At 32.6% G+C, this 22,652-nt stretch carries 17 protein-coding genes; 12 read left to right on the top strand and 5 right to left on the bottom strand.

All coding sequences use genetic code 11. The annotated features are described in order from the left end of the window. Window positions 1–64 precede the first annotated feature (64 nt). Window positions 65–2,008: a TonB-dependent siderophore receptor gene (locus ATE84_RS19075; RefSeq protein ID WP_101449474.1), complete on the top strand. Its 1,944-nt coding sequence runs from the start codon at window positions 65–67 to the stop codon at window positions 2,006–2,008. 71 nt (window positions 2,009–2,079) lie between these two features. Here the strand turns inward: ATE84_RS19075 and ATE84_RS19070 are convergent, their stop codons facing one another. Both ATE84_RS19070 and ATE84_RS19065 read right to left on the bottom strand, forming a co-directional pair. After that, a complete protein-coding gene (locus ATE84_RS19070) occupies window positions 2,080–3,564 on the bottom strand; it encodes a S41 family peptidase (RefSeq protein WP_101449473.1) in 1,485 nt (494 codons plus the stop codon). A 31-nt stretch (window positions 3,565–3,595) separates the two neighbouring features. Next, window positions 3,596–5,017 carry a S41 family peptidase gene (locus ATE84_RS19065; RefSeq protein WP_101449472.1) on the bottom strand — a complete coding sequence of 474 codons (1,422 nt, stop codon included), beginning with the start codon at window positions 5,015–5,017 and terminating at the stop codon, window positions 3,596–3,598. 227 nt (window positions 5,018–5,244) lie between these two features. Between ATE84_RS19065 and ATE84_RS19060 the strand changes: the two genes are divergently transcribed. From ATE84_RS19060 to ATE84_RS19045, 4 genes are all read left to right on the top strand, one after another. After that, window positions 5,245–5,754 (top strand): RNA polymerase sigma factor, encoded by a 510-nt coding sequence (locus ATE84_RS19060; protein WP_101449471.1) that lies wholly within the window; start codon window positions 5,245–5,247, stop codon window positions 5,752–5,754. Further along, window positions 5,741–6,181, top strand: coding sequence for a hypothetical protein (locus ATE84_RS19055; protein ID WP_101449470.1), 441 nt, complete (start codon window positions 5,741–5,743; stop codon window positions 6,179–6,181). The genes ATE84_RS19060 and ATE84_RS19055 overlap by 14 nt, the downstream gene beginning before the upstream one ends. Window positions 6,182–6,249: 68 nt before the next feature. Beyond that, entirely contained in the window at window positions 6,250–6,789 is a 540-nt protein-coding gene (locus ATE84_RS19050) for a DUF4252 domain-containing protein (protein ID WP_101449469.1), read from the top strand. Window positions 6,790–6,921: 132 nt separating this feature from the next. Then, a complete protein-coding gene (locus ATE84_RS19045; protein WP_101449468.1) occupies window positions 6,922–7,467 on the top strand; it encodes a DUF4252 domain-containing protein in 546 nt (181 codons plus the stop codon). A 95-nt stretch (window positions 7,468–7,562) separates the two neighbouring features. On the opposite strand, the gene purB is transcribed toward ATE84_RS19045, so the two are convergent. Together purB and ATE84_RS19035 are read right to left on the bottom strand one after the other, a co-directional pair. Beyond that, window positions 7,563–8,906 (bottom strand): adenylosuccinate lyase, encoded by a 1,344-nt coding sequence (gene purB / locus ATE84_RS19040; RefSeq protein WP_101449467.1) that lies wholly within the window; start codon window positions 8,904–8,906, stop codon window positions 7,563–7,565. A 172-nt stretch (window positions 8,907–9,078) separates the two neighbouring features. Continuing rightward, complete coding sequence (locus ATE84_RS19035; protein WP_233195846.1) at window positions 9,079–9,633, bottom strand: adenylosuccinate lyase; 555 nt, start codon at window positions 9,631–9,633, stop codon at window positions 9,079–9,081. Between the two features lie 564 nt (window positions 9,634–10,197). Between ATE84_RS19035 and ATE84_RS19030 the strand changes: the two genes are divergently transcribed. After that, window positions 10,198–10,722 carry a heme-binding domain-containing protein gene (locus ATE84_RS19030; RefSeq protein ID WP_101451101.1) on the top strand — a complete coding sequence of 175 codons (525 nt, stop codon included), beginning with the start codon at window positions 10,198–10,200 and terminating at the stop codon, window positions 10,720–10,722. A 224-nt stretch (window positions 10,723–10,946) separates the two neighbouring features. On the opposite strand, the gene ATE84_RS19025 is transcribed toward ATE84_RS19030, so the two are convergent. Further along, complete coding sequence (locus tag ATE84_RS19025) at window positions 10,947–11,624, bottom strand: NAD-dependent deacylase (protein WP_101449465.1); 678 nt, start codon at window positions 11,622–11,624, stop codon at window positions 10,947–10,949. 545 nt (window positions 11,625–12,169) lie between these two features. On the opposite strand from ATE84_RS19025, the gene ATE84_RS19020 reads away from it, so the two are divergent. The 6 genes from ATE84_RS19020 (at window position 12,170) to ATE84_RS18995 (ending at window position 22,648) form a co-directional block, all read left to right on the top strand. Beyond that, window positions 12,170–12,907 (top strand): LytTR family DNA-binding domain-containing protein, encoded by a 738-nt coding sequence (locus ATE84_RS19020; RefSeq protein WP_101449464.1) that lies wholly within the window; start codon window positions 12,170–12,172, stop codon window positions 12,905–12,907. A 402-nt stretch (window positions 12,908–13,309) separates the two neighbouring features. Then, window positions 13,310–13,501, top strand: a complete 192-nt coding sequence (locus tag ATE84_RS19015) for a hypothetical protein (protein ID WP_101449463.1) — start codon at window positions 13,310–13,312, stop codon at window positions 13,499–13,501. Window positions 13,502–13,850: 349 nt separating this feature from the next. Continuing rightward, window positions 13,851–15,920, top strand: coding sequence for a sensor histidine kinase (locus tag ATE84_RS19010; protein ID WP_158237300.1), 2,070 nt, complete (start codon window positions 13,851–13,853; stop codon window positions 15,918–15,920). 87 nt (window positions 15,921–16,007) lie between these two features. Beyond that, window positions 16,008–16,679 carry a response regulator gene (locus ATE84_RS19005; protein ID WP_025664289.1) on the top strand — a complete coding sequence of 224 codons (672 nt, stop codon included), beginning with the start codon at window positions 16,008–16,010 and terminating at the stop codon, window positions 16,677–16,679. A 1,577-nt stretch (window positions 16,680–18,256) separates the two neighbouring features. Beyond that, on the top strand, window positions 18,257–21,358 hold the full coding sequence (locus tag ATE84_RS19000) for a sulfatase-like hydrolase/transferase (RefSeq protein WP_101449461.1): 3,102 nt from the start codon (window positions 18,257–18,259) through the stop codon (window positions 21,356–21,358). Window positions 21,359–22,168: 810 nt separating this feature from the next. After that, window positions 22,169–22,648, top strand: a complete 480-nt coding sequence (locus ATE84_RS18995; protein WP_101449460.1) for a hypothetical protein — start codon at window positions 22,169–22,171, stop codon at window positions 22,646–22,648. The last annotated feature ends 4 nt before the right edge of the window (window positions 22,649–22,652 follow it).

Genomic DNA, 22,652 nt, shown 5'->3' with positions numbered 1-22,652 from the left:
AGGTTTGGGTATGGGTAAACTACATACTTTTTTCCGGTAATTGTAAAAATTAAGTGTTTAAGTAATGAACAAAAAAGTGTTTTTTGGAACAGCATTTTTAATGCTGGGATCTTCTTTTGTATTTGGACAGGAGATCCAAATAGATGAAGTAGTTAATGAACTTGATGAGGTAGTTATTTCTGATTCTAAATTTAGTTTAAAACGACAACAAAGTGGTAAGGTGATCACCAAAATTACTGCTAAAGAACTAGAACGTAGTCAAGGGCAATCTGTGGCTACAGTACTCACAAGAACGACAGGTTTGTTTATTAATGGTAATGGTAGTGCAGCAGGTCAAGATCTAGGAGTTTATGTGCGTGGTGGGCGCAATCGCCAGGTAGTAATTAGAATCGACGGAGTAACGGTTAGTGATCCTTCTACTTCTTCTGGAGATTTTGATTTGCGATTATTATCGGTTAATCAAATACAAGAAATAGAAATTCTTAAGGGAGCATCTAGTACTTTATATGGCTCGGGAGCTGCAACTGCAGTAATTAGTATTACTACAAAGTCTGAGAGTAAGAAAAAGATCGCTGCTAACTTTCAATCCAGTATAGGGACTAATCAATCTCAGGAAGATCAGGGTTATGATATTAATGAATTTGTAAACTTGGCTTCAATTAATGGAACCCTAGGAAAAGTAAGTTATTTGGCAAGCTTCGGAAACCAGTTTAGTGATGGATTATCAGCAGCAGAAGCAGAAGGAGCTGAAAATGATGCATTTTCTAAATTTAATGTGTATGCTAAACTAGGATATCAATGGAATGATAACTTCAAATTTCATTTTTTTGGAAATCTGGATCAATATAAAAATGATTTTGATGCTGCGGCAGGAATAGATGGTAACAATCAATTTGAAAGTCAGCAGTTACGTGTAGGGTCGTTTTGGGAGATTAAATACCCTAATGGTAGTTTTACATTTACTAATAGTATTGCGTCTTTAGAAAGAGATCTTACTAAATCTAGTTTTCCTTCAAAATACGAAGGTAATGTACATACGTTTGATGCATACAATAAATATACCTTTAATAATTCATTGCATACCGTAATTGGAGCCAATGGTTCATATAGCAAATTTGGTCTTCAAAATATTCCTTTTGGTACTACAGATCTACAGGAAACTATTAGTGATACTGATGCAGAGTTTGATATTATTGATCCTTATATTAATGTAGTATATGCTTCAGATTTTGGTCTTAATCTAAATGTGGGAGCGAGATACAATATTCATAGTACTTATGATAATCATGTTGTTTATAATATAAACCCATCATATACCCACACATTCGGAGATAATTATATTAAAGGATTAGCATCTTATAGTACCTCGTATATCACTCCGTCATTATTTCAATTATATGATACAGCCTTCTTTAGCGGAAATCCGGGTCTGAAACCAGAGGAGAGCACAACCATAGAAGGAGGAGTTGAATTATCTCATAAGAAGAAAACTACTGCGAGTATAGTTTATTTTAATCGTAAATCAGAAAACTTTATCACTTTTGACCCTACTACTTTTGTGAATTTTAATTCGCCAGATGATATTGAAGTAGATGGAGTAGAAGTAGAGGTGTCTACAACAGTTTTAGAAGATAAACTATCTATAAATGGAAATTATACGTATACTAATATTGATAAATTGAGAGACAATATTAGAATCCCTGAACACATGTTCAACGCCAGTGTAGGTTATCAATTAAGTGAAAAGATATATACTTCATTAAGCTATCAATATAATACGAAGCGCACCGATAATGATTTTGCCAATTTAGACCCGATTACTTTTGCCCCAACGCAAGTTTCTCTTGATAGTTATGGTTTATTAGATTTTTATGTTAGTTATCAATTACTAAAAAATCTAAATGTTTATGCAACGATGCATAATATTACCAATGAAGATTATCAGGAGATTTTAGGATTTAGTACCAAAGGTAGAAATGCCAGAATTGGAATTAATCTTAGGTTCTAATGAAAAAAAACCATCTCGATTATTTCGAGATGGTTTAGTATTATATTGTATGTATTTCTTATTTAGATGATCTATTTATTTATGGAAGAAAAAGTAAAATTGTCTTTATACATTCTTTGGTAATTTGGCAATAAGGCTTTAGTTTCCCAATCAATTATATCATTTGTAAAGCCATTTTTACTTGTTGCGGTTAAGGCTGTACCATTAACTATAAAATCCAAAGCTGTTTTTAAGAAAGGTTCATCAATTTCTCCAAGAACCCCCATACTTGATATATTTTCTTTAAACATAAGATCTGGCGTCAATCCATTTACAAAATCAGTCACTCCGTTTTTGTTAGCAGATTTTAATACTAAAGGCTGTATAGCGTATGTATGAGCCGAATTGGCACCTTCTCTTCCAAAACCTTGAGAATCATAAAGTGTAACAGAAGCTTGAAATTTTCCTGTAGTTAATTCTCCAATCTGAATCACATCAATATAAGGCTCTAATCCATTAATAACTAACTCACTGGCAGAAGCAGTCCTGTTGGTAGCAAGAACATGTAATTTGGTGAGTCCTAAAGAATTAATTTGTTCACCTGTACGAATTGTATTTTTAAACCTGTTGATTAATGCTTCTTCTCCATCAGCACCAGAAGAAAACTGATTTTGCAATTCATCATTCCATATTTCTTTTGAAAAGATTTCACCATTAAATTGCCCTGTGATCATACTCGATATATCTATTGCCGTTCTCACTGATCCACCGCCATTGTATCTTAAATCCAGGATTAAATCACCAATTCCATCGGTTTTAAATTTCCCAAAAGCTTCATTTAGTTGTGCATCAAAATTACCAACAAAACTATTATACATTAAATAGCCAATCTTTTGACCTTGATATTCTATAGTTTTAGCAATAAAAATTGGGTTTTCGGTGTATTGGGCCTTTGTTAATGAAACATTTTGACCTGTTTCAACAATAGTTCCATTAGTAATATTAATTAAATTGATGCTATACGAATCTTGACCAAAAATGGTATTAAAATCAGTATTTCTAGTTAATTTCACACCGTTAACAGCATTAAAAAGATCTCCGCGCTTTAATCCTTTAGCTTCTGCATCCGTTCCTGGTAATATGTAACGTATAAAGCCTATAACATCATCAGAATCTTGAGAAACCAGACTTAAACCAAAGTCGATTCCATTGCTTTTAGAGATACCACTAAAAGCTTGTTCTAGGGCAATATAGTCATCAACAATAAAACTGAATCGATCTTCTGGATTGGTAGATTTTAATCCATTAAACAATGTCTCTGGAGATTTGAATTTACTTAAAAATTGAAAAAACTCTTGATTTGTATTAAATCTATTATTTGCCAGATCACCTACGTTGGCTTTATATAAATAAGCCGCATTCATGCCTTTCCATATAAATTGATCGATATTTTGATCTGAATTAATTGGTGCTTCAGGGGTTGTTGTTCCTTGATCTTGCGGATTATCATCATCATTAGAGCAAGAAAAAACAATAAATAAGGAAAGAAGTAATATTTTAAATTGTATTGTACGCATTTTTGTTTTTTAATTTTTCGTTAAGTGTTTTTTATTTATACATTCGTTGATAAGCGGGAGAAAACATTTTACTACTTCCTACGCTTTCTAATTGTATCGTATTATAGTTTTTTGCACTTCTTGTGCCCAAAATATTATCTATTGCAGCTTTAAGAAGAGGTTCATTTTCATCCCCTAGAACTCCTAGATTAGAATAATCTTCTTTGATTTCTATTTCTGGAGAAAAACCACCATGATAATCTGTAAAACCAACAGAATTACTTGACTTAAGAACAAGAGGTTGCATGGCATATGTATGTCCTGTATTAGCACCTTGTCGGCCAAAATTATCAGAGTCATATAGTGTTATTGATGCTTGGAATTTTCCTCTTGTTGTGGCTCCCACCTGAATCACATTTACATGAGGATCAAGTCCATTAATTACCAGTTCACTAGCCGAAGCAGAACTTCTGGTTGTTAAAATATAAACTCTACTTAAATTAAGATTATTAATAGCTTCACCTGTTCTGATTTGATTATCAAATAGATTGGTACTGCCAAATTGTTCTTGTCGATCAGAGTTCCATTGCTCTGTTGAAAAAACTTGACCATTAAACTGTCCTGTAATCATACTAGATAAATCAATTGCAGATGTAACAGATCCACCGCCATTGTATCTTAAATCCAATATTAGATCGGTTACGTTATCAGATGCAAATTTTCCAAAGGCAGCATTAAGTTGAACATCGAAATCTGCAGTAAAAGAATTATACATAAGATACCCGACAGGACTACCACCTACATCAATAGTTTTTGATATAAAAACTGGATTCTCGGTATATTGAACTTTGGTAAGCGAAACTGAAGTTCCTGTAGAAGTCACATTAGTACCATCAAAAGTAGCCATACCTATAGTATAACTATCGAGGCCTAGTAATTGTCTAAAATTTTGTTCATTAATTTGAGTACTATTAACTGTGTTAAAGATATCTCCTCTTTTTATTCCTTTAGTTGCAGCATCAGTTCCTGGTAGTACATAACGTACATATCCAAATACAAGAGACTGGTCATTTGGGTAACGTACAAGACCATACTCCATACCATTATTCTTTGTAATACCGTCAAAAGCTTGTTCTAATGCAACATAGTCATCTACAATCCAACTAAACTGATCAACGTTTACCTGTTCTCCGTCTACTAATATCGTTTGTTTAGATTTTAATTCCTCAAAAAATGCTTTGGGAGTAGAAAACCCTTCTAAGAATTGTGTGTATTCTTGATTAGAAGGAAAACGACTATTTGCCAAATCAGGTACATCTGCTTTATATAAATAATAGCGGTTTAATCCTTTCCATATAAAATCATTTATTTCTGTAGTACCAGAGATACGAGGAACATCATCGTTATCATCAAAACATGATGTAAACAGGTTACCAACGAAAAGCAATAGTGCAAAATACTTTATGTACTTCATCTATTTTATATTTATTGTTTTTATTTGTCTAATGAAATTTATCAATAATCATTCCGAGTAATGTTAAAATGATTAGTTGCATACATTTCATAACGACCTTATTTCTTAGTATAAAGCGATAAATGTAACTACTTTATTATAATTTTAAAAAAGATTGTAACAAATTACTTAGATAGTCGTCTCCCTAATATAAAGCTGACAAAGTTTTATGAAAACCACCAACCAAAATGAAAGAAGGAGCATTTATAACGCTTACAAACGGATTTAAAGATAAGCTTTTTAGATTAGCTAAACGTTTGCTTGTAAGTAATGAAGAAGCAGAAGATGCTACACAAGAAGTATTATTGAAGCTATGGAAGAATAAGAGTAAAATGGCCGAGTATAAAAATGTAGAAGCTTTTGCAATGACAATGACTAAGAATTATTGTTATGATAAGCTTAAGGCTAAAGAAACAGGAAACCTAAAAATTGTACATAGTAATTATAAGGATGAGAAACCTTCGTTACAACGACAAGTAGAAGCTAGAGATAGCTTGGATTGGGTAGGTAAGATTATGGACGGTCTGCCAGAACAACAACGAATGATTATCCAACTTAGAGATATAGAACAATATAATAATGCAGAAATAGCTGATATGCTAGAACTTAATGAAACGGCAGTTAGAGTTGCATTATCAAGAGGAAGAAAAAAAATTAGAGAAGAATTATTAAAAAAACACAATTATGGAGTTGTCTAATATAGAAAAATTACTAGAGAAGTATTTTGAAGGCGAAACGACCATTTCTGAAGAAAAAGAATTAAAGGTTTATTTTACCAGAGAAACTGTGCCGTCGCATTTAGAGAGATACAAAGGTCTATTTCAATATTTTTCTGAAGAGAGTACCATAACGGCTACCAAGGATCTAAAATTAAATAGTACTAGTAGAAAATCGAGATACACATGGATGGGTATTGCAGCATCAATAGCTTTGATTGCAGGAATATTTTTAACAAATATACCGCCAAACCCAGACGAAACTCTCGGAACTTACGAAGATCCAGAAATAGCTTTACAAGAAACCAAAAAGATCCTCAATATGGTTTCGCAATTAATGAATGAGGGCAAACAGGAATTAGTGTACCTGAATGAATTTGAAAACACTACTGAGAAATTAACAAAATAAATACAAACGACTACCTTAAAATACTGTTGATAAACAGGATGTAGAAAGGGAATTAAATTTTAAATATCATGAAAAAGTTCGCAATTATTTTAGCCTTTGCAATATTACCATATGTGTCTAATGCACAAAGTAATTTTGATAAATATGAAGATATGAAGGGCGTATCTTCTGTAGTAGTAACCAGTAAAATGTTTAAACTGCTAAGTAAAATAGAATTAGAAAGCAATGATGCCGAAGTACAAGAGTATATGAATCTTGTAGAAAATATAAAAAATATCAAGGTTTTTGCTACAGAAAACAAACAAGTAGGAGAGAAGATGAGAGCAGACGTAAGTGCTTACCTTAAAAGTTCTTCTCTTGATGAATTAATGAGAGTAAAAAGTGACGGAAAAAATGTAAAGTTTTATTCTAAGCCAGGAAAAGATGATGACCATGTAAGTGAACTGTTTATGTTTCTTGATGGAGTACAAGATAATGGAGACGGGCCTAATACTGTAGTGCTTACGATAACAGGAGATATTGATTTAAAGCAAGTCTCTAAGATTGCAGATCACCTTAATGTACCTGGTGGTGAAGAATTGAAGCACGTAAAGAAGAAAGGAAACTAATCAAATATTAGGATAAAAAAGATCCAGATTTCTTCTAAATCGTTAGGTTAGAAGAAATCTGGTTTAAAAACATCAATCAAAAATAATCAATCAACCAACCCGCCAGCTTAGGCAGGTGAAAAAATAGTAGAAATGAAAAATGTGTATAAAATTTTAGGCATTGTAAGTATATCTATAATGATGAGTTGCAGTAGCGAACCCTCACTACAAAAGTACTTTGTAGATCACCAGGGAGATGCAGAATTTATTGCCGTAGATGTGCCAACTAGTCTTTTGGATAAAGAAAAGGTAGAACTTAATAATGATGAGAGAGAAGCATTAGAAAGTATCAAAAAAGTTAACTTTTTGGCTTTGCAACTTACCGAGAGTAATCAAGGTAAATATGAAGAAGAGAGTGCAGCGATAAAAAAAATATTAGATAATGATAAGTATGAAACCTTAATGCGATTTGGATCAGACGGAACCAAAGCGGTACTTAAATATCAAGGAGAAGAAGATGATATTGATGAGGTTATCGTTTTTGCCAAAAATCATGAAAAAGGATTAGCATTAGTGCGTGTATTAGGAGATAATATGAGACCCGAAAAAATGGCTATTCTTATGAAATCTGTAGAAAGAGGTAAAATCAATCTTGATGCTTTTAAGGAAATAGCGCATAGCATTGATATTGATGATTAATCAATCAGGAGTAATGATATAAAAAAAGAGGCTGTTTTTAAAAACAGCCTCTTTTTTTATGGTTTAACCCGAATTATGCATTAGAAAATCTTTGTCTAGATCCCTGTATAATTAGAAGGTGTAATTTGTTTTAACTCTGATTTTATGGATTCAGAAACATCAAGGGTTTCAATGAAATTTGCAATAGAATTTTGATTTATCTTTTCGTTGGTACGAGTAAGACCTTTTAATGCTTCATAAGGATTAGGGTACCCTTCTCGTCTTAGTATAGTCTGTATAGCTTCAGCAACAACAGCCCAATTTTTTTCAAGATCTTCAGCAAACTTTTCTTCATTCAATAAAAGTTTGTTCAACCCTTTTAATGTAGCCTGAAAAGCTATTAAAGTATGTCCAAAAGGTACTCCGACATTTCTGAGTACTGTACTATCAGTCAGATCACGTTGTAATCGACTTACGGGTAGCTTTGCAGCTAGATGCTCAAATATAGCATTTGCAATCCCCAGGTTACCTTCACTATTTTCAAAATCAATAGGGTTTACTTTATGCGGCATAGCCGAAGAACCAACTTCTCCTTTTTTTATTTTTTGCTTAAAATAATCCATAGATACATAGGTCCACACATCGCGATCCAGATCCAATATAATGGTATTAATACGTTTTAAACCATCAAACAGTGCAGCCATATGATCATAGTGCTCAATCTGAGTCGTGGGAAAAGAATGATGAAGCCCCAGTTTTTCTTGTACAAAATGAGTTCCAAAAGCTTTCCAGTCGATATCGGGATAAGCTACTTTATGTGCGTTGTAATTTCCTGTAGCACCACCAAATTTTGCAGCACTTGGTATATCTTTTAACAGATCAAACTGCGCTTCGATTCTAGTGACATATACCTGAAACTCTTTCCCTAATCGGGTAGGAGAGGCAGGCTGACCATGAGTACGCGCAAGCATAGGTATGGCAGACCATTCTTTGACCAAAGATTTTAGTTTTGTCAACAGTGTATTGTACTCTGGGATATAAACGCTGCTAATGGCTTCTTTGATACTTAATGGTACCGCAGTATTATTGATATCCTGAGAGGTTAATCCAAAATGGATAAACTCTTTATATTCTTGTAACCCAAGAGTATCAAATTTCTCTTTGATAAAATACTCTACAGCTTTTACATCGTGATTGGTTACTTTTTCAATGTCTTTTATTGCCGTAGCATCTTCACTAGAAAAAGCAGTATAAATCTCTCTTAACTTATCAAACAATGAGGTGTCAATACCTTGTAGTTGTGGTAGTGGTAACTCACATAAAGTGATAAAATATTCAATTTCTACGAGTACGCGATATTTGATTAAGGCTTCTTCACTAAAAAATGCACTAAGAGATTTTGTCTTTGATGCGTAACGCCCATCTATAGGTGAGATTGCTTGCAAAGGGAATAATGACATAATTTTATTTTTTTTGAAGCTGCAAAGATAATTTAATTAATTACGAATTACGAAGTACTGGCTACGAATTTTAAAAGTTTCAGGTTTCAGGTTTTAGGTTTTAGGTTTTCCAAAATTTAAAAAATACTTTTCGCTAACAGCTAACAGCTAACAGCTAACAGCTAACAACCCTCTATCCAATTTTTTTCAAGACCATTCTAGAACGTGCTTTATAAGCTGCACTACCCGTATTGTAATTATTTTCTAGTGTTATCTTGAGTTCGGGGTGTACCCAATCGAATTCTGTGCCCAGCAGATATAAAGATGTTATAGAATATGCTTTTGGAGCCACTTTTTGATCTGTGATGATCCAGTCGAAGCATAGTTCTGTTATTTTTTCCCGATGTGCGGTGGTTAAAGATTCTCTTACTTCAGGATTCTTTTTTTGGTAATAAGCAATACTTAGATATTCAAATATTTTTGCCATAGGTCTTACTGCTGAGTGCTTATATACATTGGGAACTATTTCGACGAGGCGATCTAGATAGGGAAGAATAGCAGTAAGATCGTGCTTACATAAAAATTCGAGACCCCAGGAAGCTCTACACGAGATCTCATTATCTACCTGGGCACAAATGTTTAGTAAATCTGGAAGTAATGTAGGATTCTCAAGGATTAAATTAGCAAAAAACTTCCTCTTTTCACGAGAGTGATCTACAGTATTTAATACGTCTTCAAGTGATATCATAAATAAGGTATCTTTTGTCATTCCAGCCCTTCGACTTAACTCAGGATAAACTAAAGGCTGGAATCCATTTTGGTATAGTGTTATTAATAACTTAGATTCCGTTTTTCAACAGAATATCAGATCAATTCATCTCTATATGTGGTAAATTTTTATCATGTACTAAGGGGTTTGGTATAGACCTCACAGGTTTTTAAAACCTGTGAGGTCTAATTAGAGTCATTAATTATATAAATTGATATAAAACGGTCACATATGTTTTTTCAATTTCAAAAATAAACGAACTCATTTAAATTTTTTTATTTAAAATCGAAAAAGTTTAAATGAGTTCAACAAATAAAAATATGGATTCCAAATGCTGTCAGCATTCCATAAGTTAGGTATTCAAAATTAGAACTCTAATTTAGTCTGTAGTGATAGTGTGATTAATCTTCAACAAACACAGATTAATAATAATTATGTATTAAAACCGTTATGTCTTCTATAACAGACAATTATCATCTTATAGGGGTTGAATCCATATTGAGCGCTTGTTTCTTGGTATGTGTCTTTTTAAAGAACAACAAAATGATAAAAAGAATTCTTTTTCTATTCGTATTGATTTTTTTGATATCACAGTTTTTAAGACCAACTAAAAATGAAGCAAGCTATGATAGTATTGCTACATTTGAAGCAGCTACTACGGTTTCTGCAGAGGTTAAATCAATTTTGCAGCATCAGTGTTATGATTGTCATAGTAGCGTTACACGATATCCTTGGTATATGGAGGTTAGTCCTGTTTCTCATTGGATGGCCTATCATATAAAAGAAGGAAAAGAACATTTTAATGTCTCTGAGTGGGAGTTCTATACCGATAAACAAAAGGATCATAAGCTAGAAGAGTTTATAGAAATGATAGAGAAGAAAGAAATGCCTTTAGAATCTTATACCTGGATGCATGGTAAACTACCAGTTAATGATGCAGAAAAATTAATCAATTGGGCCAAAGAAACCCGTGAGACAATAACCAAAGGTAAAGAAGAACTACAGAAAAAAGTAATAGATTCGTTACCGAAAAAAGAAACAGATTCGACTACTGTAGATAGTATTTGATCCTGTGTTTTGTTTTTTAATGTGTCATTAAACTCAGGATACACAATGTCAAAAATTGTTGTGCTTGTCATTCCAGCCCTTCGGCTTAGCTCAGGATAAACTAAAGCCTAGAATCCACTTAGGAATACAAAATATGGATTCTGACCTTTAATTTATCCTGAGCCTTCGACAGGCTCAGGGTAAGCATAATCGAAGAGCTATAATGGCAATGACATTTTCTCAAATCATCCCAATAATTCCTTTACCACTTTTGCTACTCCTATAGTAGCTTTCTCAGAGAGTATGGTAAGGTGCTCTGTAGGGGAAATTGCCGGATTGGGATCGATAAAATACACGGGAGTTTGGTGTTTTGCATATTGTAACAATCCAGCAGCAGGATATACTTGCATCGATGTGCCAATAATCATAAGAATATCCGCCCGTTCTGTAATTTCTATTGCCAGATCCATCATAGGTACAGCCTCTCCAAACCATACAATATGAGGTCTTAATTGCGAATTATGCTCACAATGGTCTCCGAGAAGCAAGTCGTGTTTCCAGTCGAATACCAACTGTTCGTCAAACTGACTTCGTACTTTTAATAATTCACCATGTAGATGTACGACATTGCTGCTTCCTGCTCTCTCATGCAGGTCATCTACATTTTGAGTGATGATAGATACATTAAACTTTTCTTCCAAAGTTACCAGATCAAGATGCGCTTTGTTGGGAGTTACTGCATGAAGTTGGCTACGTCTCTTATTATAAAAATCGAGAACCAGTTCTGGGTTATTACTCCATCCCTGGGGAGAAGCTACCTCCATAACATCATGTCCCTCCCATAGCCCATTTGCATCTCTAAAGGTATTGATCCCGCTCTCTGCGCTAATTCCTGCTCCTGTAAGTACGACTATGTTTTGCATAGATTATTATGATATGTGATTTGATTATAATGTAAATCTAATATAAGGAAAACCCATTGTGTATTTAGGAAAAATATTGTAAAAAAAACAACCATTTGAGTGCTTTGTCGTAATGACTTCTTGACTGTATTCGAGATGAGGTGAAGATGAAATATATCAAGAATCAGCTTTCGTATTTCAGTAAATATTTTGTTAAAATCATAAGTATAAGTTAATAATAGATAATTTTTAATGAGGTATCCCCAGAAAAGAATAATTGAAAGGTGTTTTTATCGCAATTTTTTGGCCGCTAAACGTGGTTTTTGACTTTTTTTAACAAAACGACATATGTATTGTTAAATTCCTTTATTTAGTTTATTTGCAATTTTATTCGATAAAAAGCGTTTATGTATCGATAAAGAACATTGTGTAATCCCTTGGTATCAAAGGGATTCCGTAATTTTATTACGGTTTTACCGTATACAATGAAAGTGTAAATACCCTATCTTGTAAGTAGAATAATTCAGCATATATTAACCGACACAAATTTTTTTAACTCATACCCTATGAAATATCCTTATGTAATCATTGATAATGATCAGAAAATTGCAGATGCTATCCAGATCTCTTTAGAAGAGCAGCCTGATTATATCTGCACCGGAATAGCAAAAGACGAGCAGGATGCATTGGATTTAATTTTAGAGCGAAGACCCAGACTTGTTTTTTTAGAGCCAGAAGTGCCAGGAATAGATACGGTAACGACAAAATACTCTCTGATGACAGAGCTTTCTAAATATATGTCGCGGTTACCAGAGTTTATTGTGATCACCAAAACATCAGATTATGCCATAGAAGGTATACGTAATAGAATCATGGATTATATCCTGAAACCTTTTAGTAAAGGGCAGATAAATAGAACCTTAATGCGGTTCGAAAAAGACTTTGGCCTGAGTGGTGATAATACCTTATGTTTTAAATCCTATGGAGATTATCGATTTGTAGATGTCGATGAAATATTATACCTAAAAGCCGATAATAATACCACAGATTTTATTATGAGTAATGGTAATAAGGTAGAAGCATTCAAGACCTTAAAGCATTTTCAGAACCTGTTACCCGATCATTTTGTGCGCATACATAACAGTTATATTATCAATACCGATTATGTATCCAGGATACATTTTGGTAAAGCAAAATGCGCCATCAAAAATACAGATGATCTGATCCCTTTCTCAAAGTCTTATAAAAATAATGTTGAAGAAATTAAAGATTCTTTAGCAAAGAAAAGTTTGATCTATATATAAAATAGAGACCTGATTAGTATAAAAAATAGCCGACAAATTGTAAGATTTGTCGGTTTTTTTATGGGATAAAGCCAGTGATAGCATTATAAAATCGTTAGTACTGCGTTTCCTACAAAAAGCAGTGAATTTTAAAATATGTTCATTTACTCGTATAATCGGTTCATGTACATCTCATAGAGGTGTATTTACTAAACACACCTTAATATATTAGGCACGAGGGAGGTATCGGGCTACATTTGTAGTGTACAATTAGAGATACACATCATAAAAATGTATATAAAGAGTACTCTAAAAAATAAAAGTCGTCTGCGCAACGACAACCCAAATTAAATAAAAACAAACATACCCCGTTAAAGACTATACGTCTTTTGAAAAGTAAATTAAACTAAAAAAACTAACATTATGAAAACTATAAAAACACTATTCGCTATACTATTCTTAAGTACTATGTTTATCGCTTGTGAAGCTGATAATGTAAATGATGAAGTGGGAATTGAAGATGTTGATACATTTGGTTCTGAAGATGAAAATGATAGCACTAGTCCACAAAAGGCAAGTGAAGATGAAAATACTACTACTAATCCTGTTAACTAGTACAGAAATACTAATTCTAGCTAAATTAGGAATGGAAAATAAGATTTAAAAGCTCATAATACTCATTTAAATATTAAAAATAATGAAAATTATAAAAGTATTGTTCGTAATATTATTCTTTAGTACTATGTTTATGGCATGTGAAGCGGAATCTATAAATGATGAAGTTAGATTAGAGGTAAATGATACAATTGGATCAGAGGACGAAAATGATAACACTCAGCCAAAGTAGGATTTGTAAGTTATTGAAATATATTAAAAAACAAAAAAGAATTCTAATATGCAATTAGAACTCTTTTTTGTTTTTTTCTTTTTATGAATTGATTAAATTGAGCTAAAATAGTTTATGATGTTACGTTTTTTCTTTAAAATAATTGGCCTTCACATTTTTGTATTTTGTATAGGCTGTAATCAGTCAGATAAAAAAATAGAAGATGATAAATTGAAATCTAATTTGGTTAGTAACTATATAGAGAACGCTCAGGATAAAACAAAATCGGTTGAAGAACGTAAGGAAAATTTAGAAAAAGCATATACGATCTATTCTACTTTAGAGAATAACTCAAATAAAATCAAAAAAATACAAGAAATTTCTTTTGAATATTATTCCCTTGAAGAAATAGAAGATTATAAATTATTGAATGAAAAAGCTTTGAAATTGTCTAATCAAATAAATGATTCTTTAAATATGGCAAAGTCTTATTTTCTTCTTGGACTTTACTATAGAAGTAATGATTTAGAAATTGCATTTAAGAATTTTTATGAATCGGATAAGATATATTCAACTTTGGATAGTAAGAAATACAACCAAAAAGATTATGCTTATGATCATGGTAAAGTATTACTTGATTTAGCTCAAATTCTTCTTAAAACTAAAGACTATAGTAAAAGTGAATCCTTAACGATTAAAGCGATTGAAAGCTTCGAGCTTGTAGAAAATGATCAATATATTCCTACATGTTATACCAATTTAGGAATATTAGCAAAATATTTGGAACAATATGATAAATCCATTGAATATAACCTAAAAGCTATAGAATATACAAAAGGTAAGGATGAAGAAATATCACGAACATTAATATCTTATAATAATATTGGTACAGTTTATAAATCGCAACAAAAGTATGATAAAGCTAAAGAATACTATCATAAAGCATTATCCTATACAGAGTTTTTAAATAAAAAACCTAGACGTCATGCTAGATTACTAGATAATTTAGCCTATGTTAATTTTTTATCTAAGGATACGGCCGATATTCCTGATTTGTTTTACAAAGCCTTAAAAATACGAGATAGTATAGATGATCAAAATGGTATTCTTACCAATACCTTACATTTGGCAGAATATTATCACTCTATTGATTCGGATAGTATTGCCAGGGTGTATGCAGAAAGATCTCGAGATTTATCTTTAAAATTACAAAATAATGGAGATTTACTAAAAGTCTACCGTTTGCTATCAGATATTTCTGATAGTGAAGAAGGCTTAAGTTATGCTAATAGATATATAGCCTTAAACGATAGTTTGATTAAAGAAGAACGTTTATTTAGAGATAAATTTGCTCGTATTCGTTTTGAGACAAAAGAAATCGCCGAAGAAAACCAACAAATCAGTAGAGAAAATCAAATCCTGATCATTGCCATATTAGGGTTAACCGCCCTATTTTTATTGGGGTATATTATTTTTAGACAACAACAGAGTAATAAAGAACTGCTATTTGCCCAAACCCAGCAAGAATCTAATGAGGAGATCTATCGTTTACTGCTTAATCAACAGATCAAATTAGAAGAAGGTAGGCAGATGGAGCAGCAACGTATGTCTGAGGAGTTGCACGATGGGGTACTGGGCCGATTGTTTGGGGTACGACTAAGTCTTGATGGGATCAACCAGCGCGCTAATGATGGGTTTACAGAAACCAGGAATAAATATATAGATGAACTTAAAGCCATAGAAAAAGAAATACGATTGATCTCTCATGATCTGGGTGCAGAAACTTTACCATCTGATGTGGCCTATATCGATGCGGTAGAAAACCTGATTAAAGACCTGTGCGAAGTACATAAAATAAAATTTGAGTTTAATAACGATGAGGATATCGATTGGGATGGGATAGACGACCAGAAAAAAGTAAACTTTTTTAGGATTTTACAAGAGTCTATGCAGAATATCTTTAAGCATGCCCATGCAGATCTTATAAAAATTAATTTCGAATATGTGGATAGTACCATAAATCTTACTATTTTAGATGATGGAATAGGATTTAAGACAAATAAGGTTAAAAAAGGAATTGGTTTAAAAAACATTACATCAAGGGTTAGTCAGATGAATGGAGAAGTACAATTTTTAAGTAACGAAGACTCGGGTACAACAGTATCGGTACGTGTACCAATAGAAGTCAAAGTAGAAGAAGTGTACTAAATAATCAATGCTCATACTATTTTAGATACTATCAAGTTTAAAATAGCAAGAGGTATAACTTTAAAACCTAAAACAATACATTTTAAGATGAAGAAAAAGTTAAAAGTTCTTATGATTGATGATCATCCTATGATTATCGAAGGGTATAAAAATACCTTATTAGGGGAAAATCAAAAAGAATATCAAATTAAGATTGACATTGCCTCTAATTGTGATGATGCATATGCCAGTATCGTAAAATCTTCAGAAACGGTTCCTTATGATATGCTTTTTGTAGATATTAAATTACCACCTTCTTCTGATGGGTCGATTACCTCTGGTGAGGATTTGGCAAAGCACGCAAAAGAGCTGTTACCAAAATCAAAGATCATTATATTAACCATGCATAGGGAAGATCATAGAATTCATAATATCCTTAAGAATATTAATCCGGCAGGATTTTTAATCAAAAGTGATCTTACTTCTAGCGAATTGTTATTAGCGTTTAATAATATCTTAAAAGGTAAAGCATATTATAGTGCTACAGTAAATGATCATTTTAGAAAAATGATGACAAATAAATTTTCTTTGGATGAGAAAAATCTAAAGATTTTATATCATTTATCTCGTGGCGTTAAGACCAAGAACTTACCTAATTATGTAAGTCTATCATTAAGCGCAATCGAAAAAAGAAAGAATCAGATCAAAGAGATGTTTTCTATAGCCAAAGCAGATGATCAAATGTTATTAGAAGAAGCTCGAAAAAGAGGGTTTATATAAAAGAAATAACGAATACTAGCCCGTTGCATTTAGAAATTAATAGTATAAAAAAGCGTCAATTCGAGTGGTTTTTCGAAATAGCCTCTCGACTACGCTCGAGATGATATGAAGAAAAATTGTATCGAGAATAGCTTTTTTAATTCAAAATTCTCGTCATCCTGAGCGTGTCGAAGGGCTTGATACACATCTTCCTTTGGTCGAAGTACTCGAATTGACGAATTTAGAATCAAAAAGTCTCAAATGCAAAACGAGTTAATACTATATAAAAGAGGCTGAATTCTTTGTTTTTACTTAGAAATCAGCCTTTCTTTTTATACGGTGTTAACTACTATGGATCGTTTCAGTGTCAGGTCGAATGATTTTTCGTAGTATAACGAAGAAAAATACGCCTGTCCTACGTTTATCGAAGCACTCAGCTGGGTTATCGAGACTCTTTTTTGACTTAATTCTGAAATAAGTTGCCCTGTCATTCCAGCGAAGGCTAGAATGCATATTAGAGTAGTAACTTCGCTCTGGATCCCAGTCTTCACTGTAATAACAAAAGGACTACTCATGTTTGGCTGATATCTCATTACGTTTCGTAAGATTCATGCTGTTATTCCAATACTTTGTCATCTTATTAAAGAACAGGATTGAAATCTACATTAAAATAAAATGGCTATTTGTAAGTACATACCTTTTTTATTTTTTGGATTTTGCATGTATTCAGGGATATAAATATACAATGTACGGTTTTACCTTACTTGTTTTGAGGATTTAAATTGCTGTTAATCAAAGTTTTATACATATATTTATAATGTTAAAAAAAACTTAATAAAAATCTTGATATACGATAGTTTAGTTGTCGAAGACAGTAGCATCTACCCCAGTTACTAAATACGTCTTTTTTATACATACTATAATCAAGTACAATTGTCATAATGTAAATAATACTAATCATGTACCCAATCACATGTTTAGATTAATGAACTAATTTTTTTGATATTAATTAAATTATTCTACTTATGACTAAATTTACTTTTTTCTTACTAAGGGTGATGCAAATATTTTTTAAGTCATCTTTTTACCACCTGTACACCATCTATGCTATTTATGTTGGATCTGATTTTTTTTCGGATCTAAAAGAAATTGATATAACTAATTATAGGATTTCTTGAAAAATATGAGACAGTATATTACATATGCATTAAAAATGTGAACCAGTTTGTTATAATTATAGAATGTTATAAAAACAAGATATAAAACAACGCTGCAACTGTAAAACTTTGGCGAGCCGACAAAAGCAGTATCTGGAATAGAAATACTATTTATAATTTAGAAACAATACACATCAAGTAATGTTTTCTAAAAAAAGAACTCAAAATTCTTATTGTTTTTTTGAGTTAGTAGTTTCCCAGATCTGATAATGATTTTCCTTTCTAAGTTTAGAATCCTCCCAAAGATCAGTATGATAATGAGTTAGTGAAGAATTTAAGCCATCTTCATTAGATACTATTATATAATATGACTATAACTAAATATATAAAAACAACTAATCTATCCAATCATAACGATTGTAAATTTTAAACCATTAATCTATGAAAACAACAACCAAATTTTTAGTACTGCTACTCTGTATTGGTGTTAGTAGTTCAATCTATTCTCAATCTCCAAATATTGTGGTTATCATTGCTGATGATATGGGGTGGTCACAGGTAAGTACAGGAGCCACTAATCTTAATAACCCTAGTGACTTTTATGAGACGCCAACTTTAGAAACATTGGCTACTCAAGGTATCGCATTTCCGCAGGCTTATGTAAACGGAGCAAATTGTGCACCCACAAGGGCTGCAATTTTAAGTGGGCAATATGCTTCAAGACCAGATAATAATGTATTTGCGGTAAATGGTTTAAATAGAGGAGGGAGTTCTACATTATTAGTAGGGCCTAGTCAGGGGATCTCTAATGGAGAAGATGAAATTCCGGCTAGTGCGATTACGATAGCCGAAACCATAAAAACAAGTGGATATACAACAGCTCATTTTGGAAAATATCATTCTGGTGGAAGTATGAGTAATTCACCTACCGATCAGGGATTTGATTTCAATTATGGAGGTGGTTCTCCGGGAAGTCCGGGAAGTTATTTTGCTTCGCAATCTGGCGGGGTTTGGACTTTCCACAGTAAAATAGGTCCAGAACTGGATCCATATGCAGCACCTTATACATTAAGTGAATCTATGGCTCTTGCAGGAGATAGTTCTTTAGACGGAACCGCAAAACACGTAACCGATGCAATGGCAGATGCCGCAATCGATTTTATGAATGCAAATAATACATCTCCATTTTTTATGCATTTTAGTAACTATGCTATACATGGCCCTTGGGGTCAGGCAAATGCAAGGCCTGATTTATATGCCAAATATGTAGCTAAAAATAATACGAACCCTAGTCAGATGGGACATACAAATATTGCTCAAGCAGCAATTGCAGAAGGAATGGATCAAACCATTAGTAGGCTTGTCGATTATCTAAAAACAACGGCAGATCCCAGAAATCCTGGCCATATGTTATCTGCAAATACATTGGTGTACTTTATTTCTGATAATGGTGGCGCAATCGGAACAGATGATAATGGTCCGCTAAGAGGAATGAAAGGAGAGCATTATGAAGGCGGTGTACGATCAGTAACTATTGCATGGTCTGAAGGTTTATTGGCTAATACAGGAACAATTAATAATACTCCTATTGTTGCTTTTGATCTGTATCCAACAGTGGTTGAAGCAGCAGGAGGGACATTACCAACAGGATATGATATCGATGGGGTAAGTCAATGGGCTATGCTAACAGGTACTAATCCTAATTTAAACAGAGATGCGATCTATTGGCACTTTCCTGGATATCTGATTGATTCTAAAAGAGATCAAAGACCAGTATCTATTATACGAAAAGGAGACTATAAATTGATTCATAATTATGAAACCGCTTCTTATGAAATGTATAACCTGATTACCGATATTGGTGAAGCTACGAATTTATTATCAGGAAGTCCTGATAATGCAACATTAACTATAGCAAATGATCTAAGTACTGATCTTCGCAACTATCTTATTAATATATCGGCTCCGTTACCCACATTTAGAAGTAGTGGACTTACGGTTCCGTTACCAGAAATAATCCAGATCAATCCATCTGTTGTTAGTTGTGTTGAGCCAGATACATATTTGGCACTTTGGAATTTTGATGTTGGTATAGATGCAAATGATGCTTCTGCAAGTAATAATGATCCTCTTTCTACTATAGGAGCATTAACCTATGATACAGTAGATTTTAAAGAAGGAGATCGATCTGCTGTATTTGATGGAGCTACTAAAATACAATATAGCCAAAACCCAGGACCATTTTTGATTGCATCGATGTCGCAAAGAAGTGTTGCTATGTGGATAAAACCAACTGCTTTGTCTGGTATCCAGAATCTTTTTGAAGAAGGAGGAGGGATTAGTGGTGTTGTATTGAGGTTGAATGGAACCAACCTCGAGTCTATAGTAAGAAATAGCGCTACGGTTTCTGATAGTCACAGTGTAGCTTTTCCAAATGATGGAGATTGGCACCATGTTGCTGTAGTGTATAATGGAGGAAGTACTAGCCATAGCTTATATATTGATGGTGTTTCTGCTGCTTCTAGCAGTGCTGCACCAAGTTCTGTTCCTACACATATAGGATCAGGAGGAATTGGCGGTGTACAGAAAAAAGATAGTTATGGAGAAACCGCAAATAATTTTTATACAGGAAAAATGGATGCAGCGGTTGTTTATGATTTTGCACTTTCTGCAGCGCAAGTTATCACGTCAGGGTGTCTTCCAGATCCTAATCCATCAGAATGTACATATGCTGTTATCAACTCAGAAGATTTTGAATCCGGGTGGGGAGTATGGTCAGGTGGTGGATCTGATGCAAGAAGAAGTTCTAGCGATGCAGCGTATGCAAATTCGGGAACATACTGTATACGATTACGAGATAATACATCTACATCAGTAATGACTACTTTTAATTTTGATATGACAAGCTATGAAGAATTGACGATTGATTTCTCATATTACTGTAGAAGTATGGATAATAATAATGAAGATTTCTGGTTGCAGATATCAACAGATGGCGGAGCTAATTTTACTACGGTAGAAGAGTGGAACCAGTCTGATGAATTTGTAAACAATCAACGTTATAATGATCAGGTGGTAATCCCAGGTCCTTTTACTGCAACTACTCAAATTCGATTTAGAGCAGATGCATCTGGTAATTCAGATTGGGTATATATAGATGATGTGGTAATTAATGGATGCAGTACCCCTAACGCTTCGATGACCAGTACAACAATGGTTAATGATGTAAATACAGAAGCAGAAGTACAATCCGAAACACAAGCAGATGAGCAAGCATTAGAAGAAGAAATGATATCTAAAGAAGATATGTTTTCGATATATCCAAATCCATTTGGAAACCAGATATATATTACTTCAAAACAAAGTAGTGATCAAAATACAGAAGTAGAAATATTTAATAATTTAGGACAATCAATATTCTTGAAATCATACACAAATCAAGAAAGAATTAAAGTGCCTACTCAAGATTTATCTACAGGTCAGTATTTTATAAAAATAAGTGTTGGTGATACTATAATTCAAAAGCGATTAATCAAGATGTAATGTTAAATTATATCATGATCACATGACTAGTAAGGTAAGAGTGTGAAGTAAAAGAGGTTATCAAATTGATAACCTCTTTTTTTATATAATAATTGGGCTTCTCAATACATAATCAAGGTTAAATAAGTATTGATTATTTTTTTAGAAACCATAATGTGAATTTGTGAGATTTTCTCAAAAACCTGTCTTTCGTCCTTAAAATTGATGATTTCAACCTATTTTTATGGTAAAACCGTAATTATTTTGGTGTTTTAAAATATTCATAATCAAAGTTTTATGTATACATTTATAATGTTAATAAATGTACAACGTAAACACATTACTTAAAAATAGATATCGCTTATAAAAAAAATTACACCAGACATTTTATTTCTTACCCCTCTATGTCTCAAATGTGTTCTTTTTTGATGGCTATTTTAGATAGAAAATTACAGTAATATAGCTGTGATATAGTATGATATTTATTTGCCCGTAGATATTATAATTAGTGAACTTTAATCGATAAAATAAATAGCTTATGGATAACACTACTTTTATTTCTTTCATAAAACGTGTGACGATGTTTTTCTCGTCTGATTTTCTTATAAGCAAAATATATAATACCATTTTGAAAGCACAATACATGTGATTTCAGAATCTGTTAATAAATGACATTTTGTTGTATAGGGATGTGAAAAGAAAAGATGTTTTTTATTTGATAATATGCATACATGAGAATATAGAATAACAATCCCGGAATTGTAAAACTTTTGGCGAGCCGCCAATTCCAGGGATCTGAATAACGATCAATTTAATATTAAATCAACCATTATGAGGTTTTATTTTTTTGCATCAACAGATGTACAAAGGTCTTCTTCTATAAAAGATAATTTTTCTGGTATCTATACGAATTATGTTCGAAAAATAGATACACTATCCAACTATAACATCATAATTTTGATGGGAGTGATTACTCTTCTATTGGTATTATATTCATTTATAGCATACTCATTTTTAAAGTCTTCTTCTGCTCTCTTACTTAAAAATAATAATCATGCCAAGATACATATAGAAAATAGTACAGCTCATAATTATAGTATAGATTCTCATATATACACGTTTACACATAAAAATAATATATGCAGTACTACTCATACCTCAAAAAATAGTGTAGTAAGTACTATTCATAGTTCTTTTCAGAAATATGTAAAGCCAATTCAACAAGATTATACATTATTACAGATTTCTAAAAGTAGAGTAGGTATAGATTCTAATAAATCTCTTCAGAATAATAAAACAATTTTATCATAATAGC

It is taken from the genome of Aquimarina sp. MAR_2010_214, from assembly GCF_002846555.1.
Classification (GTDB): Bacteria; Bacteroidota; Bacteroidia; order Flavobacteriales; family Flavobacteriaceae; genus Aquimarina.
This window is presented reverse-complemented; position numbering and strand designations above follow the sequence as displayed.

Bases quoted from the DNA above. Each gene is read 5' to 3' on its own strand.
- ATE84_RS19005 (WP_025664289.1), top strand. From the start codon at position 16,008: ATGAAGAAAAAGTTAAAAGTTCTTATGATTGATGATCATCCTATGATT.
- ATE84_RS19070 (WP_101449473.1), bottom strand. From the start codon at position 3,564: ATGCGTACAATACAATTTAAAATATTACTTCTTTCCTTATTTATTGTT.
- ATE84_RS19060 (WP_101449471.1), top strand. From the start codon at position 5,245: ATGAAAGAAGGAGCATTTATAACGCTTACAAACGGATTTAAAGATAAG.
- ATE84_RS19075 (WP_101449474.1), top strand. From the start codon at position 65: ATGAACAAAAAAGTGTTTTTTGGAACAGCATTTTTAATGCTGGGATCT.
- ATE84_RS18995 (WP_101449460.1), top strand. From the start codon at position 22,169: ATGAGGTTTTATTTTTTTGCATCAACAGATGTACAAAGGTCTTCTTCT.
- ATE84_RS19030 (WP_101451101.1), top strand. From the start codon at position 10,198: ATGATAAAAAGAATTCTTTTTCTATTCGTATTGATTTTTTTGATATCA.
- ATE84_RS19010 (WP_158237300.1), top strand. From the start codon at position 13,851: ATGTTACGTTTTTTCTTTAAAATAATTGGCCTTCACATTTTTGTATTT.
- ATE84_RS19020 (WP_101449464.1), top strand. From the start codon at position 12,170: ATGAAATATCCTTATGTAATCATTGATAATGATCAGAAAATTGCAGAT.
- ATE84_RS19025 (WP_101449465.1), bottom strand. From the start codon at position 11,624: ATGCAAAACATAGTCGTACTTACAGGAGCAGGAATTAGCGCAGAGAGC.
- ATE84_RS19000 (WP_101449461.1), top strand. From the start codon at position 18,257: ATGAAAACAACAACCAAATTTTTAGTACTGCTACTCTGTATTGGTGTT.
- purB (WP_101449467.1), bottom strand. From the start codon at position 8,906: ATGTCATTATTCCCTTTGCAAGCAATCTCACCTATAGATGGGCGTTAC.
- ATE84_RS19045 (WP_101449468.1), top strand. From the start codon at position 6,922: ATGAAAAATGTGTATAAAATTTTAGGCATTGTAAGTATATCTATAATG.
- ATE84_RS19050 (WP_101449469.1), top strand. From the start codon at position 6,250: ATGAAAAAGTTCGCAATTATTTTAGCCTTTGCAATATTACCATATGTG.
- ATE84_RS19035 (WP_233195846.1), bottom strand. From the start codon at position 9,633: ATGATATCACTTGAAGACGTATTAAATACTGTAGATCACTCTCGTGAA.
- ATE84_RS19065 (WP_101449472.1), bottom strand. From the start codon at position 5,017: ATGAAGTACATAAAGTATTTTGCACTATTGCTTTTCGTTGGTAACCTG.
- ATE84_RS19055 (WP_101449470.1), top strand. From the start codon at position 5,741: ATGGAGTTGTCTAATATAGAAAAATTACTAGAGAAGTATTTTGAAGGC.
- ATE84_RS19015 (WP_101449463.1), top strand. From the start codon at position 13,310: ATGAAAACTATAAAAACACTATTCGCTATACTATTCTTAAGTACTATG.